This is a genomic window from Kovacikia sp. CALU 1929, assembly GCF_056784235.1.
Map to the genome: position 1 here is coordinate 85,315 of NZ_JBXBCF010000090.1, position 17,959 is coordinate 103,273.

16 protein-coding genes are annotated in these 17,959 nt (G+C 49.0%); 14 read left to right on the forward strand and 2 right to left on the reverse strand.

Annotation, left to right across the window (positions count from 1 at the left end; translation table 11 throughout):
- Positions 1 to 192: 192 nt before the first annotated feature.
- The 3 genes from AC1S52_RS24845 (at position 193) to AC1S52_RS24855 (ending at position 5,120) form a co-directional block, all read left to right on the forward strand.
- Positions 193 to 1,341, forward strand: coding sequence for a glycosyltransferase family 4 protein (locus AC1S52_RS24845; RefSeq protein ID WP_482031726.1), 1,149 nt, complete (start codon positions 193 to 195; stop codon positions 1,339 to 1,341).
- Between the two features lie 254 nt (positions 1,342 to 1,595).
- Positions 1,596 to 3,020 carry an amidase gene (locus tag AC1S52_RS24850; RefSeq protein WP_482031727.1) on the forward strand — a complete coding sequence of 475 codons (1,425 nt, stop codon included), beginning with the start codon at positions 1,596 to 1,598 and terminating at the stop codon, positions 3,018 to 3,020.
- A 243-nt stretch (positions 3,021 to 3,263) separates the two neighbouring features.
- Entirely contained in the window at positions 3,264 to 5,120 is a 1,857-nt protein-coding gene (locus AC1S52_RS24855; protein WP_482031728.1) for an iron uptake porin, read from the forward strand.
- A 713-nt stretch (positions 5,121 to 5,833) separates the two neighbouring features.
- Here AC1S52_RS24855 and AC1S52_RS24860 read toward each other — a convergent pair.
- On the reverse strand, positions 5,834 to 6,490 hold the full coding sequence (locus AC1S52_RS24860) for a hypothetical protein (RefSeq protein WP_482031729.1): 657 nt from the start codon (positions 6,488 to 6,490) through the stop codon (positions 5,834 to 5,836).
- Positions 6,491 to 6,768: 278 nt separating this feature from the next.
- Here AC1S52_RS24860 and AC1S52_RS24865 point away from each other — a divergent pair, with 278 nt between their 5' ends.
- The 8 genes from AC1S52_RS24865 to ftsE all read left to right on the forward strand — a co-directional run bounded on the left by AC1S52_RS24865 (position 6,769) and on the right by ftsE (position 14,304).
- Positions 6,769 to 7,059: a hypothetical protein gene (locus AC1S52_RS24865; protein WP_482031730.1), complete on the forward strand. Its 291-nt coding sequence runs from the start codon at positions 6,769 to 6,771 to the stop codon at positions 7,057 to 7,059.
- A 271-nt stretch (positions 7,060 to 7,330) separates the two neighbouring features.
- Complete coding sequence (locus tag AC1S52_RS24870; protein ID WP_482031731.1) at positions 7,331 to 7,564, forward strand: Nif11-like leader peptide family natural product precursor; 234 nt, start codon at positions 7,331 to 7,333, stop codon at positions 7,562 to 7,564.
- A 200-nt stretch (positions 7,565 to 7,764) separates the two neighbouring features.
- A complete protein-coding gene (locus AC1S52_RS24875; RefSeq protein WP_482031732.1) occupies positions 7,765 to 9,726 on the forward strand; it encodes a S9 family peptidase in 1,962 nt (653 codons plus the stop codon).
- Between the two features lie 331 nt (positions 9,727 to 10,057).
- Positions 10,058 to 10,648 (forward strand): rhomboid family intramembrane serine protease, encoded by a 591-nt coding sequence (locus AC1S52_RS24880; RefSeq protein WP_482031733.1) that lies wholly within the window; start codon positions 10,058 to 10,060, stop codon positions 10,646 to 10,648.
- A gap of 107 nt (positions 10,649 to 10,755) precedes the next feature.
- Positions 10,756 to 11,574, forward strand: coding sequence for an NAD-dependent epimerase/dehydratase family protein (locus AC1S52_RS24885; RefSeq protein WP_482031734.1), 819 nt, complete (start codon positions 10,756 to 10,758; stop codon positions 11,572 to 11,574).
- A gap of 80 nt (positions 11,575 to 11,654) precedes the next feature.
- Positions 11,655 to 12,605: a biotin synthase BioB gene (bioB, locus tag AC1S52_RS24890; protein ID WP_482031735.1), complete on the forward strand. Its 951-nt coding sequence runs from the start codon at positions 11,655 to 11,657 to the stop codon at positions 12,603 to 12,605.
- A gap of 93 nt (positions 12,606 to 12,698) precedes the next feature.
- Positions 12,699 to 13,475, forward strand: coding sequence for a WecB/TagA/CpsF family glycosyltransferase (locus tag AC1S52_RS24895; protein WP_482031736.1), 777 nt, complete (start codon positions 12,699 to 12,701; stop codon positions 13,473 to 13,475).
- A 94-nt stretch (positions 13,476 to 13,569) separates the two neighbouring features.
- Entirely contained in the window at positions 13,570 to 14,304 is a 735-nt protein-coding gene (gene ftsE, locus AC1S52_RS24900) for a cell division ATP-binding protein FtsE (RefSeq protein ID WP_482031737.1), read from the forward strand.
- 8 nt (positions 14,305 to 14,312) lie between these two features.
- On the opposite strand, the gene AC1S52_RS24905 is transcribed toward ftsE, so the two are convergent.
- On the reverse strand, positions 14,313 to 15,287 hold the full coding sequence (locus tag AC1S52_RS24905) for a retropepsin-like aspartic protease family protein (RefSeq protein ID WP_482031738.1): 975 nt from the start codon (positions 15,285 to 15,287) through the stop codon (positions 14,313 to 14,315).
- A gap of 637 nt (positions 15,288 to 15,924) precedes the next feature.
- On the opposite strand from AC1S52_RS24905, the gene AC1S52_RS24910 reads away from it, so the two are divergent.
- The 3 genes from AC1S52_RS24910 to AC1S52_RS24920 are packed head-to-tail and all read left to right on the forward strand — an operon-like array spanning position 15,925 to position 17,815.
- Positions 15,925 to 16,197, forward strand: coding sequence for a BrnT family toxin (locus AC1S52_RS24910; protein ID WP_482031739.1), 273 nt, complete (start codon positions 15,925 to 15,927; stop codon positions 16,195 to 16,197).
- Positions 16,198 to 16,204: 7 nt separating this feature from the next.
- The gene (locus AC1S52_RS24915) at positions 16,205 to 16,903 is read left to right on the forward strand and encodes a hypothetical protein (protein ID WP_482031740.1); all 699 of its coding nucleotides are present in this window, start codon (positions 16,205 to 16,207) and stop codon (positions 16,901 to 16,903) included.
- 45 nt (positions 16,904 to 16,948) lie between these two features.
- Complete coding sequence (locus AC1S52_RS24920) at positions 16,949 to 17,815, forward strand: SEC-C domain-containing protein (protein WP_482031741.1); 867 nt, start codon at positions 16,949 to 16,951, stop codon at positions 17,813 to 17,815.
- The last annotated feature ends 144 nt before the right edge of the window (positions 17,816 to 17,959 follow it).

Sequence of the window (17,959 nt, forward strand, 5' to 3'; positions counted from 1 at the left end):
TTGTCTGGTGCATAGCCATTCATCGACCGAACCCCCTACCTCCAGGCAACCGATACTTTTATGAAAGTCCCTTCAAGTTGCTAAAACCCCAGATTGTTGAGATTTGCTGGCGATCTTGGGACTTAGTTCGCTAAAGACGGGTTGTTTGATTGCTGTGCATTGAACTTAACCCCACCATTGCAACAAACCCGAATGCATATTGCCTGGCTTGGAAAAAAAACACCTTTTTGTGGCAACGTTACCTACGGTCGAGAGGTTACCAACGCCCTTTTAGATCGAAGCTACCAGGTTAGTTTCTTCCACTTCACCCAGGACGAGCCACCCCCTGATACCTGGCCCGACTGTCAAGAAATCCCGATTCCTTTTCTCTATAAATCCCAGGTTTACACCATTCCAACCCTCCGATCCAGCAAAATTCTGCGCCACTCGCTAGAAGATCTCAAGCCCGATTTGGTCCATGCGTCGTTGACCCTTTCTCCGCTTGACTTTCTGTTGCCAGAAATCTGCGCCGATCTGAAAGTTCCCCTGATTGCCACCTTTCACCCAGCCTTCGATCGCAAATTGCGTAACCTGACCTCTGGTACCCAGCACCTGACTTACCAGCTCTATGCTCCATTTCTGGCAAGATATGACCGGGTGATTGTTTTTTCCCACATCCAACGAGAATTGTTGATTCGGCTGGGCGTTCCCCCGGCTAAAGTAGCGGTCATTCCGAATGGAGTTGACGTAAAGAAATATTCTCCTGGCTTCTCTCGCCTGAAGACCCAACTGGATGCCGATCGCCTATTTGTCTACCAGGGACGGATTGCCCCCGAAAAGAATGTTGAGTCGCTGCTAAAAGCCTGGAAACAGGCACGTCTGGATCCCCGCGCCAAACTTTTAATTGTAGGCAATCACGGTCCCCTGGCAGCATCCCTGATTCCTTTTTATGGTCCTGAACACGGCATTATTTGGATGGGCTTTATTGCGGATGAGAATCAGCGCATCGAAATCCTGCGTGGGTGTGATGTCTTTGTTTTGCCCTCTCTCGTCGAAGGGCTTTCCCTCTCTCTCCTGGAAGCAATGGCGTGTGGGCTTGCCTGTGTTGCCACCGATGCCGGGGCAGATGGAGAAGTGCTGGAACAGGAAGCCGGTGTTATCCTCAAAACCCAGGGAGTATCAGCCCAACTGAGAACCCTGTTACCTCAGCTAAGTGACCATACCGCATGGACAACCTTGCTGGGTCAAAACGCTCGTCGTCGGGTAAAAGAACGCTATACCCTGAGCAATAACATTACTCAGCTAGAAACTCTTTACAGAGAGGTACTGCAAAGACAACCTGCTCAGATGACCCATGTTTAAGCCTGACTTAGCTGGGATCTTTGAAAGGAGCCCCTTGAAACCAGGGCAGAGATCTTCATCCAAACCGGAACGTACAGCCATTTTCATTTGTGTATGCCACACCAATCCCTTGTTTCGCATTAATCTAAAAGCATCGCCTGTGTGGCACTCGCCTGAAGAGTGCTGTAAAAAGCTTGAATAAAATGGTGGTTGCGGCTTGAAACTCAGCATTTCTGGCTAATGTCGCAGCAATGTGTTTCCCTGACGTTAAAAGCATGAACTCAACCGATTTAGCTTTCACCCCGGCGTTAGAACAGGCGCGACTGATTCGTGAAAAAGAAATTTCGCCGCTGGAACTGGTCGAGCTTTATCTGCAACGGATTGAGCGCTTGAATCCTAGCTTGGGCAGCTATGTGACGATCGCCGCAGAGCAGGCGATCGCCGATGCCAAAACCAAAACTGAACAATTGACTGGCGATACCACCACCCTTCCACCCTTCTTTGGCGTTCCGATTTCAATTAAGGACTTGAATGCGGTTGCCGGAATGCCCTGCACCTATGGACTGCGTGTCCTCAAAAAGCGGATTGTGGCTGAAGACGATGGCATGGTCACCCGCATTCGGCAAGCCGGATTTGTCATTCTTGGCAAAACGACCACCTCAGAAATGGGGATGTTTCCCTACAGCGAACCTCCAGGCTTCCCACCCGCCCGTAACCCCTGGAACCTGGACTACACCCCTGGCGGTTCCAGCGGTGGTGCAGCGGCGGCACTGGCAGCGGGGTTATGCCCAATTGCCCAAGGTTCTGATGGAGGCGGTTCAATTCGGGGTCCCGCTTCCTGTTGTGGCTTGGTGGGGATCAAGCCTTCACGGGGGCGGGTCAGCATGGCTCCCTTCGGCGATCGCCTGAGCGGCATTGCCACCAATGGTCCCCTCGGCCGCACCGTTGCCGATGCCGCCGCCCTACTGGATGTTATGTCTGGCTATACTCCCGGTGATCCCTACTGGTTACCCGATCCGGTTCCCTCCTTTCAAGCCTCGACAGAAAAACCCCCAGAACGCCTGCGTATCGCGTTTGTCAATGCTTTACAACCCTTAGGCGGAGCAGATCCCGCCTGCCAGCAGGCAGTTCTTGATACTGCCCACCTGCTGGCAGACCTGGGGCATTCTGTCGAATCAGGAAGCTTGCCTGACCTGAGCGACCTGATTGACCCGTTCACCATCATCTGGCAAGCAATTCTTGACGAAGCCAAAATTCCAGAGTTTGTCCTAAGCAGAACGTGTCGCTGGCTACGGATCCGTTCCCGCTTTGCTTCCTGTGGTAAATACCTGCGGGCGGTTGACCAAATGCAGATCACGTCCAGGCGGATTGTGGAAAGCTTCAGCCCTATTGATGTCATGGTCATGCCCGTTTACATGCATCCCACCATTCGGATTGGCGAATGGGCAAAACTCAGCCCTGCCAAAACCCTGAAGCATATCGTCTATTGGGTTGGTCCTTGCCCCCCCTTTAATGCCTCAGGGCAGCCTGCGATCGCCCTTCCAACAGGATTTGCCCCGAACGGTCTTCCCATCGGCGTACAACTCGTTGGTGCCCCCGCTTCCGAGTCCACTTTAATTGCCCTTGCCGCCCAGCTAGAAGCGGCAAAACCCTGGAACCACCAACGTCCTCCCTTCGCGATTCAGGAAATTGAAGCATAGTTCCGATTCAGCCCTTACTTTGTCATATCTTTAAGGTCTTTTCTAATTGGCTGAATATCCTGGAAACTTTGGTATACCTTAGATAGAGATTGGGTATTATTAAGAGAAGTGTTACAAATCACACAATTCACTCTTGATCCAAAAACTATTCTGGATTACGCTAAAGCTTGAATGTCGTGAGATCAATGTAACTAGCTATAGATGGCCTCAACAGTCGCTCTATATCCGGTGTGAGGAGGAAAAATGTCAAAATTTCTGTTGAAATCTCTGCTGTTCAGCCCTGCTATGTTGGGTGCTGCTTTAGCAGTTTCGTCTTCTGCAATGGCGGCGGATGCAAAGCTTACTGAAGCGTCATCCGTCGATTTGGGTAGTGTTTCAGAGCTCGTTCAGTTACCTGAAAGCAATTTTGCTCCCGTCAGCAATGAGTTTTCTGCAACTGAGCTTTCTGCAACCGAGCTTTCTACCATCAAACCTGAACCAATTTCAGTGGCACAGGCTGCACCTGAAACGGTTTCTCCTGCGAGTGTCAACACCCTGGATCAGCTCAACCGTTATGGGCGTGAAGGTCGTGCTTCAGCAAACCAAATGGGGCAGGTCACCTCAGTTTCTCAGTTGACTGACGTGCGACCCACTGACTGGGCATTCCAGGCATTGCAATCCTTGGTTGAACGGTACGGATGTATTGTAGGTTATCCCGACAGAACCTACCGTGGTAACCAGGCAATGACTCGTTACGAGTTTGCCGCTGGTTTGAATGCCTGTATGGATCGAGTCAACGAGCTGATTGCTGCGGGTACCGCTGATCTGGTCAAGAAAGAAGACCTGGCAGTGCTGCAAAGACTTCAAGAAGAGTTCGCGGCTGAACTGGCAGTTTTACGTGGTCGCGTGGATGCCCTGGAAGCTCGGACAGCCACTCTTGAGAGACAGCAATTCTCTACCACCACCAAGCTGGCTGGGGAAGTCATCTTTGCTGTCACCGATGAATTCCTCGATAATGGCGCAAACTCAAACAATACTGTTTTCCAGAACAGGGTTCGTCTGGCGTTGAACACCAGCTTCACAGGTAAGGATCTGTTGGTTACCCGTCTTGCAGCCGGTAATGCCGATCTGTTTTCCATCCCTGGTGGTGGCGCTGAAGGGATTCAAACTTTCAACTTTGGCAATACCGGTGGAAACCAGGTCTTTGCTGATTGGGTTGCCTACTTCTTCCCAATTGGAGAGAACCTGCAATTCTACGTCCCAGCGATCGGGGGTCTCCACTATGACTATGCCCCTACCTTCTCTGGCTACTTTGAAGCATTTGATGGTGGAACCGGACCACTTTCTATCTTTGCTCAACGTAACCCCATCTACCTGATTGGTGGTGGTTCAGGTATTGGAACTTCATTCAACTTCGGTAACATCAAGGTCAGCGGTGGTTACCTGGCTGATGGTTCAGATGGTTCTGGAACGGCGGGTACTTTTGCTGCTAACGTTCCCTCTGCCAAGTTTGGTCTGTTTGATGGCAGCTATGCAGCCCTTGGTCAGGTCGGCTTTGATACCGGAAACTTTGGTGTGGGTCTAACCTATGTCAATGCTTACCGTCGTGGAGCTATTTTCGATGCGGGCAGCGGTCTTCCTTCTTCCGGCACTATCTTTTCTAATGGATTCTTTGGGTTTGACCCCATCACTGGTGGATTGCTGGGTAAATTCCCCACTCAAGTTAACGCCTATGGTGCATCTGGCTACTTCAAGCTAGGTCCTAACATTTCCATCAATGCATTTGGAACCTATGTCAACGCTGATGACATTGGTGATGGCTTTGGTTCAGCCGAGATCTGGAGCTTTGGTGGTGGTGTTGCCTTTGCTGACTTTGGCAAGAAGGGTAACCTCCTTGGCTTGTTTGCTGGAATTGAGCCTTATGTGGGTAATCCTGCCCAGTATGGCTTAGGCAACCTGCAAAACAAAATGCCTATTCACCTGGAAGGCTTCTACAAGTGGCAGTTGACGGATAACATTTCCATCACACCTGGCATTATTTACATCATCAATGCGGGTCAAAGCGATATTGGTGATACGAATGCTCTGATTGGAACGCTGAGAACAACCTTTACGTTCTAAGTTTCTTGGAGTTGGTTTTACCTGCTCCTGATACTCTAAATCTTTGGGAAAGCCCTGCTAAAGCAGGGCTTTTTTTATACATTGATGATTGAAAAATGGGCATTGCTGATTTTGGGTATGAATTAGAGGTTGTATGAATTGGACCTTTGTTCTATAGCTATCGCCAGGTTGCTTAGTACGTTGGGGTTAAAGGGGGTGTGGGGCGCTGCCCCCAGCCAGGGGTTCCACCCCTGTACCCCGTCCTAAATCAGTTGGCTATAGCTATATTTCATACTGCTATTCAGCCCCACATGCTTTTTTGCCTGCGATCGCATGTGACTTTAATCAGTCTTTGGAGGGATATTCCATCACTCGATAACAAATGGTTAAGTCACGACTTCTCCGGATAAAGGTCATTCTTATACCCTGCTACCACTCACTTCGGGTTGAAGGAAATTTAGCGACCATAGGAAGGTAAGCATTACCAGATTGTTGCTCTATACCTATGTCATCTACACGCTATCAACACCAAATTATTTGCCTCAACGGTTCCAATCAGCAGGTTGGCAAGTATCAATTACAGATTTCGGAAATTAACCCGGATGGACGGCTATTGCAGCGGGCAAGATGGCACTTTCGCACATTCAAAGGGCTGATCCAGTTTCTACAACGGCATTTCCCCGATAGCGAGCTGTTACGGCAGGAAGCCAGCCAGTGCATCCAGTTCCGGGTCGTTAAGACCTTGAATGATTGGCACCCATTGGAAGGAAACGTCGGCTCTGCTCCAGATATGCCCAAGCAACCCCATCTGGATCGCGGTTCCTGGTCCATTCTGCCAGATCTGGCGCAAGCTTCTTGCGGCTGACCACACCGGCAGAGACCCCTAACCGCCTTGCCAGTTGTGCCTGGGTGAGTGCTTCAGCCGTTAAGGACTTTTCATTGCCCTGGGGGTCTGCTTTGGGATGGATGCTGAATGGATTGGAAGATTGAGAACCCCATGCCTTCAAAGTGGGAAACAGATAAAATACATCCCCTCGCTCCGTGACTTCAAAATGGGCAGCAAATTCCTTTGCCCGATCATCCAAATACTCGCGGGCGGCGATCGCGGGTAACTTGGTATTCATCGCAAAATCCAGCACCGTAATTCGTCCCTGGTGCTCCCGAATTAGTTGATAGAAAACATCATTCAAGTGTTCTTGCTGATTTCTCTGGGCTTTTTGCCAGCGCCGCCAGATCCATCCTCCAACTATCACCGGGATCAACACCCGTAGCACTGGCAGCAACATCCGCAGTAGGGTAAACGTGATCCCAACCGTAACTAAACCACCGATGACATAACCCAGATAACGGGCTGAACTGCTCTCGCGATCGAGATTGTCTGGCTTAGACATACCAGGGATTGAAAGTAGAGTGGAACAAAGGATGGATCATAAACTGAAGCAATTTTCCCAGGCTTTTGGGGAAATCGGGAATCGATGAATGGGGAATCAGCAAGGCTACATTAGCCTGTTAGCCATTGCCAGATTCTGATATGAACGGGAATACATTAACTAGCGTAGGAATTCATCTAACCATCCCAGAATATCAAGGTTAATATTTTAATACAAGTGTACTATTTTATTCGCAATCGAGCTACACTGATGGAAACAAGATTTATGAGGATAGTCAGATGCCTGCTCAAGTTCAGTTCTGTGTAGTTGAAACGGATGATGGTTCCCGGATTGGTAAGCTCAGCCTCCCCAATCGCAAGCTAGCAGACTGGATTAATTTTTTAGTATCTCCCCGACAACAAGTTCAAATTGTCCTTGCAGAAGAGCGGCGAGGTGGTTTAACCCTTTACTTTCAGGCAGATGAGCGCCTGTACAGTTACTTATTGAATCGGCTAAATACTCCAGTGGCACAGACCTCTTCTAGTAAGGTGGCGGTTCATGAGCCTTTACAGGAGGCGATCGCAAATTAAGTCAGAAATTTAGTAGTCAGTAATGATCAGTAATGAATAGTCAGGTTTAACCCCTCTCCATCACTTATCCCTCCCCTCCTCAACCCTTCTCTCAAATTGTTCCGAAAGCTCCCCCAGTCCTTGCGAACCTATGCGATCTTAAACAACAGAATACCCTCTTTATCACTTGAAGCGATTCTTCGGCTAACCTTCGCTAAACTCAGGTTGATTTAGGGCAGTATAACGGTAGAAGAATGATCCAGGGATACGCATACCAGAAGGAGATTTCGGGATGTCTATTGAGAGTGCCAATCGCTTTCTAGAAGCGGTTGCCGATGATGAAGCGTTGCGGAGTAAATTTGAGGGGGTTTCCAGCCCGGAAGATTTTTTAAGAGTGACCGAGCAATTAGGCTATAGCTTTACGACGGATGAGCTGATGGCGATCGCCAAAGAACAGAGCCAAGGAGTGATGGTTCGCCGGGGCACGGGGGTTTGGAAATGGCTACGGACTATCAAATGGGTGTGAGATTGCTGTTATGTTCTCATTTAATAGTTACAGTGCTCGTCCCTTCAATTACAGCGGTTTCATTTGGTTAATCCACACGATTCCCTACTCCCCGTCTTTACTGTGGTCTACGCATCTGAAAACTGCTGTAAGACGCTCCTTTGGGTTGCTGATTAACCCCAGCTCAGGTTAGAGTCTGGTGCAGTGTTGTCTGAAGGGGAATGATGCAACGTTGTCGAGCCATTCTGGCTGTAATCCTGACTTTACTTTTGAGCGTAGTCGGTATGGGACCTGTACAAGCTGAGACACTTTCTCCCGCTGAAAATCTTGTGGTACAAGGAATTCCTCCAATTCCTTTGACGCTGGTTGAGCAAGTGAATCGCTACACAGAGTTTCGGGGGGCACGCCTGTCAAGCTGGCATCCTACTCAGCGCGAGATGTTGATTTCAACCCGGTTCGGGAATACTGCCCAGGTTCATCAGGTGAGATTTCCCCTGGGCGCACGTAGACAGCTTACCTTCTTTGCCGATGCCCCATCTGGGGCAAGCTACTCCCCCACCGAAGCAAACTACTTCGTTTTCAGTAAGGACATTGGGGGTAGCGAGTTTAACCAGAACTATCGTTATGACCTGGCAACCGGGGATATCACGCTGTTGACTGATGGCAAGTCCAAAAATAGCCGGGGGGTCTGGTCAACAGCAGGCGATCGGATGATTTATACCTCTACTCGCCGCACAGGTAAAGACAATGATTTCTACATCATCAACCCTCAAAAGCCAGACTCAAACCGTCTCTTGACCCAACTTGAGGGGGGTGGCTGGTATCCTCTAGATTGGTCGCCGGACGATCGCCAGCTTTTAGGGATTGAATTTATCTCTGCCAATGAAAGCTACCTCTGGCTGTTCAATACGGAAACAGGAGAACGAACTCAGCTAACGCCTAAAGGGAAAGAGCCAGTTTCCTACCAGGGAGCGGTGTTTAGCAAGGACGGTCAGGGCATGTTTGTCGTCAGCGATCGCGAGTCCGAATTCCAGCATCTCGATTATTTTGATTTTGCGACCAAAACCTACACCAATCTCACGAGTCAGATTAACTGGGATGTGGAGGATTTCGACCTTACCCGTGACGGTAAGCTGCTTGCTTTTGTCACTAACGAAGATGGAATTGCCGTGCTGCATGTGCTGGATACTGCGACCCGGAAAGAAATCCCCCTGCCCCAGCTTCCCATCGGACAGATCTTTGGTATTAACTGGCGACCCAACAGCCAGGAGCTTGGATTTACCCTCGTTTCTGCCCGGTCCACAGCGGATATTTACTCCCTGGATCTGGCGACCAGTAAACTCGATCGTTGGACAGAAAGCGAGACAGGCGGCATCAATACGGAAAACTTCTCAGAACCAGAATTGTTACGCTGGAAGAGTTTTGATGGACGCACGATTTCTGGATTCCTCTATCGTCCACCGGCTCGTTTCACGGGCAAACGTCCCGTCATGATCGATATCCACGGTGGACCGGAAAGCCAGTCTCGCCCAGGTTTTCTGGGGCGCTACAACTTCTACCTGAATGAATTGGGTGTAGCACTGCTGTTTCCCAATGTGCGGGGTTCCTCCGGCTATGGCAAAACCTTCCTCAAATTGGATAATGGCTACCTGCGGGAAGACTCGGTAAAAGACATTGGCGCATTGCTAGACTGGATTGCGACCCAACCCGAACTGGATACGGATCGAATTTTGGTCACAGGTGGGAGCTACGGTGGCTATATGTCTCTAGCAGTATCGACGCTGTACAGCGATCGCATCCGTGCCGCGATCGACGTTGTTGGTATCTCTAACTTTGTCACCTTTTTGGAGCGTACCGAAGAATACCGCCGTGACCTGCGTCGGGTGGAGTATGGCGACGAGCGCGACCCAAAAATGCGGGAATTTCTGCTCAAAATATCACCCCTCAACAACGCCGACAAAATTCGGAATCCCCTGTTTGTCGTCCATGGTAAAAACGATCCCCGTGTGCCTTTGAATGAAGCAGAGCAAATTGTCGAAACTATCCGCAAAAATAACACTCCGGTCTGGTATCTGATGGCGAAAGATGAGGGGCACGGCTTTGCCAAAAAAGCCAATGCCGATTTTCAGTTCTACGCCACAGTAATGTTTGTCAAGGAGTTTTTACTCGGTGATGGGAAATAGGGAAGAGAGTTTTGAGTTGAGAGTTTTGAGTTGAGAGCTGGAAGGTGGCTGATAGGTAAAAGCAGCCAGCGTAGGATGGGCAAAGCGTGCGTGCCCATCACCAAACGTTGAGCGGATGGGCGCGGGTAAAGCCCTTTGCCCATCCCACAATCATTAGGTGGTTTCTTCCCTGGAAATCACCTAACCACCGAGCACCGAATTACTGAACTAACAACTAACAACTACCAACCAACAACTAATCACTCCTCACCCCTCACCTACAGGATGACCTTCCGGCATTCGTCGATTATGGTAGAGAAAGCGCTTTCATCCCAGAGACAGCAGAGGCAGCATGAGCAAGGAAGAAGGAAGGGCGATCGCCCATGAGTTGAAGACCCAGGTTGTGATTCTGGTCGGTCTGGTGGGGTTGATGTGGACACTGGAGATTTTTGACCAGGTAATCCTCCGCCCTTTCTTTCAAACCACACTGGATTTTTATGGAATCATTCCCCGTAACCTGATTGGGCTGCGGGGTGTTTTGTTTGCGCCTTTTCTCCACGGCAGCATTCCCCATTTGATCGGAAACACAATTCCCTTTATCATCCTGGGCTGGCTGATTATGCTGCGGGAAATCAGAGACTTCCTTTGGGTCACGCTGATTGCCGGGTTGATTAGCGGCTTGGGTACCTGGCTGTTTGGCTCTCCTGGGGTTCACATTGGAGCCAGCGGCGTGATTTTTGGTTACTTGGGTTACTTGCTACTACGGGGATTTTTTGAGCGGAGTGCTATCTCGATTGCAGTTTCGTTGGGGGTGGGGACGCTGTACGGGAGCCTCCTGTGGGGGGTACTTCCCATGCAATATGGGATTTCCTGGGAGGGGCATTTGTTTGGCTTTATTGGGGGTGTAGTTGCAGCAAGGCTGTTAACAGGCAGTAAGACTTAAATTCAGCACAGAAGCAACAAGAGACCCCGCACCCCACCCTGCGGGAACGCCAAAGGCGAACACCCCTCACCCTTCTTCGTCATGATTGAATTCCTGGAGAGAGTCCGTTGACATCGGCGGTAATCATTGGCTGTGGATATGTCGGTAAAGCAGTGGCTCAACGTTGGCAGCCAACGCTGCAAGTCACCGCTACGACCACAACAATCACGCGGGTATCTGAACTGGAAGGCATCGCCCAACGGGTAGTGCTGTTAAAGGGGACAGATCTGGCAAAGATGCGATCGCTCCTGCAAGACCAAACGACTGTTTTGCTGAGCCTGGGAGCACGTAATGCGGATGCTTATGAAGATACCTATCTGGGGACTGCCAGAACGCTGGTAGAAGCACTCAAAGATGCTCCGACGGTGCAACAGGTCATCTATACGGGCAGCTATGCGGTGTATGGCGATCAGGGTGGGGCATGGGTGGACGAGGCATCGGCAATTTCCCCTGCCAACCGCAATGGTGAAATTCTGGCAGAGACAGAGCAAGTTTTACTTTCTGCCCATGGAAAAGTTTGTGTTTTTAGACTGGGCGGGATTTACGGTCCCGGTCGAGAACTGGTCAAAATCTTTGGGCGGGCAGCGGGCACTATCCGTCCGGGAAGTGGAGATGAGCCTTCCAACTGGGTTCATCTGGACGATATCGTGGGAGCGATTGAGTTTGCCCGTCAACAGCAGCTAGAGGGGGTTTATAACCTGGTTGGCAATGTTCCGCTTCCAGTACGGCAGCTTTTGGACAGGGTTTGTACTCAGAACGACTTACCGGCAGTTTCCTGGGATCCGTCCCAACCCAGCACCCGTCCTTACAATGCCAGCGTTTCCAACCAAAAGCTGAGGGCGGCAGGCTACCAATTTGTTCATCCAGAAGTCCTGGAAACGGGGTAATCTAGCGAAACGACCTTTGAATCTGTAAGGAGATGATCGCTAGTGCCCTTACAGAAATTGGCTCTATTGGAAACCCCATAATGTCTAAAACGCTGACCAGAACGATTGAACGCATCACTCAGATTTATCATCAACCCTTACCAGATTTGCTGTTTGAGGCGCAGCGTGTCCATCGCGAACACCATGATCCTCATGCCGTGCAGCTTTGCACCTTATGCAGCATCAAGACGGGGGCATGTCCAGAGGACTGTGCTTACTGTTCTCAAAGCGTTCATAACCCTACGGATCTGACTCCTCAACCGTTGATGGATTTGGGGGAAGTCGTGGCTCAGGCAAAGGTGGCAAAAGCGAATGGGGCGACCCGTTTCTGTATGGGAGCCGCCTGGAGGGAGGTCAAGGATGGTCCCCAGTTTGAGCGGGTTCTGGAGATGGTGCGTCAGGTTGCTGCTCTGGATCTGGAGGTGTGCTGCACCTTGGGGATGCTCAAATCAGACCAGGCGCAGCGCTTAAAGCAGGCTGGACTGACTGCCTACAACCACAATCTGGATACCTCCCCTGCTCACTATGGCAAGGTTATTACCACCCGGACTTATCAAGATCGGTTGGAAACGATTCGCGTAGTCAGTGAAGCCGGAATCTCGGTTTGCTGTGGGGGAATTTTGGGAATGGGGGAATCGGTGCAAGATCGGTTGGAACTGCTGGAAGCACTATCTGGACTGGATGCAACCCCTGAATCTATCCCGATCAACTGTTTGGTGCCAGTGGCAGGTACTCCGCTGCAAGATGCTCCACCCGTCGAACCGATTGAATTGGTAAGAATGATTGCGACAACCCGCATCCTGTTTCCAAAGGCAATGGTACGTTTATCAGCGGGTCGGCTATGCATGAGTGATGAGCTGCAAGCGCTGTGTTTAATGGCAGGTGCAAACTCCATCTTTATGGGACCTGTTTTACTCACTACGGCAAATCCTGATAGCACGGAGGACAGAAAGCTGTTGGAACGATTGGGGATGAAGCCACGCTCGATATAATTGGACTGTAAAGAGTTATGTTTTTGCGATCGCTCCCACACGGTTGAAATAGGGTAGAATCTATTGCTTGATAGGGAGGCGTGAGGAGGCGTTGTGAAAAATAGGGTTCAACCGGAATCACCCAAAATATTTCCTGTCTTGGGGGTGCCCGTTCATCTACTGCAAAATTATTCAAGCTGGCTAACATCACGGGCGCAACAGCAGTTGGGGACTCATGTAGTCACCCTGAATGCCGAGATGACCATGCAAGCAGAGGAAAATCCCCGTCTGGCAAGTGTAATTCATCAGGCAGATCTGGTGATTCCAGATGGTTCGGGGATTGTTCTGTATTTGATGCTGCAAGGTCAGCAAATGCAGCGCTGTCCCGGAATTGAACTGGCGGAATCCCTACTCTGCGAGTTTGGAGCTTCTCCGGAGTTGGGTTCAGTCTTTTTCTTTGGCAGTGCGCCCGATGTGGCTGAACAGGCGGCTGAAGTCTGGCAAAAGCAAGCGCCAGGGTTAGCGATCGCCGGAACCCATCACGGCTACCTCACCCCTGAACTGGATCTGGCACTTCAGCAAACCTTGAAAGATCGGCAACCCCGACTGATTTTGGTCGGTTTGGGGGTACCCCGTCAGGAATTTTGGATTGCCGAACATCGCCATCTTTGCCCCCATGCCATCTGGATTGGGGTGGGTGGCAGTTTAGATATCTGGGCAGGTGTGAAAACTCGCGCCCCTGAATGGTTGCGAAATAACCATCTGGAGTGGGTTTACCGTCTCTACAAAGAACCCTGGCGCTGGCGACGAATGATGGCATTACCTAAGTTTGCATGGCGAGCCTTGGTCTATCGGCTAACGCAGCGAGAACCCGTCAGCAGTCAGGGGTAATGTCACGCTTCCTAGTTACCTGGTTAACCAGATATCGGGTATCAGGTGTCGGGTATCGAGTGTCCGGGTGAGAAATGCAATTGAGAACGGCTGTATGAACATGACGAGTCCATCCTCAACAGCTAAGGAACCGGCAACACCGCCGCCTGATACCCAGGCAATGGTGAGTTTGAGGGGAGTGAACAAGACCTATACCAACGGCAGTAAGGCACTGATAAACGTCAGCCTGGAGGTTAAGCGGGGGGACTTTCTGTTTATTACAGGTCCCTCTGGTTCTGGAAAATCGACGTTGTTGAAGCTGCTTTATGGGGAAGAGTATGCCGATGCAGGCGACGTGATTGTAGATGGCTGCAATCTGTCAGCTTTGAAGGGCGATCGCCTCTCTCAACTACGTCGCCGAATTGGCATCGTCTTCCAGGATTACAAACTCATCCCGCGTCGTACCGTGACAGAAAATGTTGCTTTTGTCCTCTGGGCGCAGGGGTTCACCCGTAAGGAAATTCAGCGCCGCTTGCAACCTGCCCTCAAGATGGTGGGTTTGCTGCCGAAGGCAAACTGCTTCCCCGATGAGCTATCGGGAGGGGAGCAGCAACGGGTCAGTATTGCCCGGGCGATCGTCGGTACGCCGCCGCTGCTGCTGGCAGATGAGCCAACGGGCAACCTGGATGCCGACAACTCCTGGCAGGTGATCAAAATTTTGAAGAAACTCAATACAGTTGGTATCACCGTAATTGTCACAACCCACGATGAAAGCCTGATTCGGTTATCCAATCATCCCGCAATTCAGTTGCGGAGTGGTCATTTGTATCGCCAGATCGCCCAACGGTAGCCTACTTATCACTCCTGCTCAGCCTTGCCTGCTCGGGGACGGAACTCCACAGTGGTTTCCCGAACGGTGACATCAAAGGTGCCAAAAAAATCGTGTCCCAGTAATCCAATACTCATATCACCCAGTCCGATCGCGACCGGCACCTGGTTGATCCTTACCCCTTCTACCTCAATCGACTTCACATAGCCCACATCAAACGTGGTATACCCATTGGCGGTTTGAGCGATCGACTGCCCAATCGGTACAATCCCTAATTTAGCAGCGCTGGACTGAGTCACTACCGTACCGCTTGCGCCCGTGTCTACAATCATCGGGGTTGCGTGGATACCATTAAAGGTCACCATAATCACAGGCACCCCTCCAATCCGATTAATAATTCGTGCTTGATAAACTCCCTTTGAGGTATTAGTCAGTTCTACTGTCTGAGTAGATTGTTTTGGTTTTGAGATCAGCCTATGGAGCGATCGCAGGTTGGCTCCGATCAGAATCAGAACGAGCGCTACCACCCCTGAAAGGATGGTTTGATAAAGCGGCTGAGATTTGCCAACGGGTGAGATTGCCCGAATGTGGTCAGTAATTGGGAAGGAGGAAGGATTGGTTGCTTTTGCCTTTGGCTGGACCAGCGCGTCTTCTCTGTCCAGGTAGGATGGTTGTGGCTGGCTGGGCTGGGAAGCAGTCGCGGTTTGAGTACCCAGAGATAGACTTTGCCGCCATGCTGGGGTCGCAGCACAGGCTTGTTTGCCATATAGCTCAATAGTCTTGATCGGTGCAATGCCGAGCTTGACCAGATTTTTCTGGAGATAGGGGACGATCGCCGCCTGGTCAGGAATCTGAGCGGCTTCCAGCATGACCTTGAGGGAGGTCCCTGTGCGGGTGACTCTGGCAGTGATGCCCTTTGGTTGTAAGGCACGATTAATCAGTTGGGCGATCGCGGCTGGATCACCCTGCTTTGCCAGGTCAACGGGGTTCTGAGGAATTTCCATTGCGGTAAAAAATCGTCCGCTTCAATCCTAAACTCAGGGTTCCCTCCTATGCCAGAGTAACGACAGTAAGTTTGGTACGCCCAACTACTTCTATGGCAACCGACTCCGCTATTTCTGCGGGTCCTGGTGCAGTGAGTATTTAATTTTGCCACACCCGACCGTTGAAACTGTTGGGTTTCGCTACAAGGTGGGCGATCGCACTAAATATTACCCACAAGTACTTCGTACAAAACATGAAGATTTGCTGAGACGTATCAGATAAAATGCTCTGGCGAGGATAATATACGGCTCAAATGCTGGATAAAAAGCGGTTCAGGCATATTACCCAGCACCAAAGCTGTCTAATCCCCCAGTTTGGGTAAATAGCCTGCACGGGTGCCGGATAATATACCAATCCGGGTGCTTATACAGCATTTTTGCAGGCTATCTATCTACTGGGAAATCGATAGCTAACTTGGACGTTGGATAAATTCCCTCTAAGGAGTGTTAGCCTGCTTAGAAGGGGTAAATGCTGCTCAAATAATAGTTAGGTTGCTCACACTTCTGGTGAAGGCTAAGGTTGCCATGTGACGACGAGTAGCAAAAGATACATCTCTCAGCTATGATCCACTCAGATAGCAAGTGTTAAAATAGCTGTATGCAGTTTGAGTGGGATGAGGATAAAGCCAAAAAGAACATACTGAAACATCAAGTTTTTTTCAACGAGGCTAAAACTGTTTTCGATGATCCTTTCTACATCGACTTCTATGATCCAGACCATTCTACGGATGAAGACCGTTATCTAATTGTTGGTCAATCAAATCGAGGGCGTATATTAATTGTTTCATACACAGAGAGAGCAAATTCAATTCGCCTGATTAGTGCAAGAGAAGTAACTCGTCAGGAACGGAAAGTATATGAAGAAGGTTAACTCCAAGATGGAAGATGATTTACGTCCAGAATATGACCTACGAAGTTTACAAGTCAGGCGGGTTGGTGCTGGGCGTAAAAGCTTTGTAGGTGTCAATGGCGACAACATTTTTATTGAAGTGAAAGAAGATGTAGCTCATGGATTGGGCTACTGGAAGCACAATGAAGAGTTGTCTATTGATGTTAGGCAAGAGATAGTAGATGCAAATATCCTATTTGTTCCTTTAGAAAGTGATCAATACGTTAATGAAGGCTCTTCTCATGGAAAGATATTTGCCTCTGGTGCAGAAGGCTTTTTTAAGTATTTAATCAGTTCTAAAAGAGAAGGGGTAAAAGCAGATATCTGCGTCAATGATGGTGAATATCGAACATCGGCTTTGTATTCTGAACCAATTACGCTTACTGTAATTGGAACGATAGTTATATCGTCTATTATTGCGCCAATTGTCAAAGATTTAATTCTTGACTATGTCCGGGCAAATAGGGCTAAATCGGGTAAGGACTCAGAGTTCCGTATTACTCTCGTTATTGATAATGAAAATGGATACATTCGTGAAATTCAGTGTTCTGGCTCTTCAACCGAAATTGAAAGAAATCTACCTAGAGTGATAGATAAAGTTTTAACTCACGCAGAGTTTCCTAATGGTTCTCGAATGGAAGAGCTTGAGAAGAGCCAATTTACTTTAGATGCAGATGCTCTTGATTGAGTAAAACCTTTATTTGCATATTCGCTTAATTCTTGGAGAACTTTGGTGAGTAGCAGTAATGTTTCACTTGAGAAAATTGTTAATTGTATTGCCAGAGTTGCTGAGTGTAGATATGATGAAAACCAAATAACGGGATTACTTACAACCCTGAAAGGAAAAGCTTTAAAGCTTCAACAGGAAGAATTAGCTGCTCATATTTGGTGTCTACAAGAAGCTGTTTCTGTTCACAGTAGCTACTTTCTTTCATTCTCGTTGCTAAAGAAATGTTCATTTTATGATGCTTGGTGTGAGCTTGAGAATACAGAGAAGGGCTTATGGTCTATTAAGCCACCAAAAAAATATCTGCCAGATTACTGGGAAGATTTCTGGATTCTTGGGAAATTTGATTTCATTGAAGAGCATGTGGCAAAGTGGCAAAAGCTATTTCCTTATAAATGGTTCATAAGCCCTGGCATGACATATAAAGAATATTGTAGTGTCTGTGATAAGGAAATTAATCCACGCAAGCCATGTGGTCATAATGATGGCGAAATATACAATGGTGAAATGCGTGCGAGAGTTATTAGAGATATCAGATGTGATCATCTAGCTATGGTGGAAAACCCTGCAAACAAATTTGCCGTCTTATTTTTAGTAGACCCTGAAACTGGAGAACAAGTTGATCAATATGATTACACTCTCGTAGAAGGGCTAGCTTCAGTTTTAACTAATCCTTTTCAAGGTTGGAATTATGAAGTTCAACAGATTGAAAGGGATTATGCCTACTTCAAAGAACGTGGTTATGAAGAGCAAGATCTCTGCCCATGTGGTTCCGAGAAAAAATATAGTGATTGCTGTATTAACTTAACTGTACCTATGCCACACTTTCAATTTACCTGTGCTATGCCGCCATATACGAATCCTGGATTTTGAAGTACTAATATAGCCTGTTCAAGATCTACTCTTGTTCCCAATGTTTTTAACAGCAACACAACCTAACAATCCGGTTGGAGCGGACTTTTGAAAGTTGTTGGCATGAATGCAAAGGTGCTTTACAGCCGCTCAGCCGGAACGTTA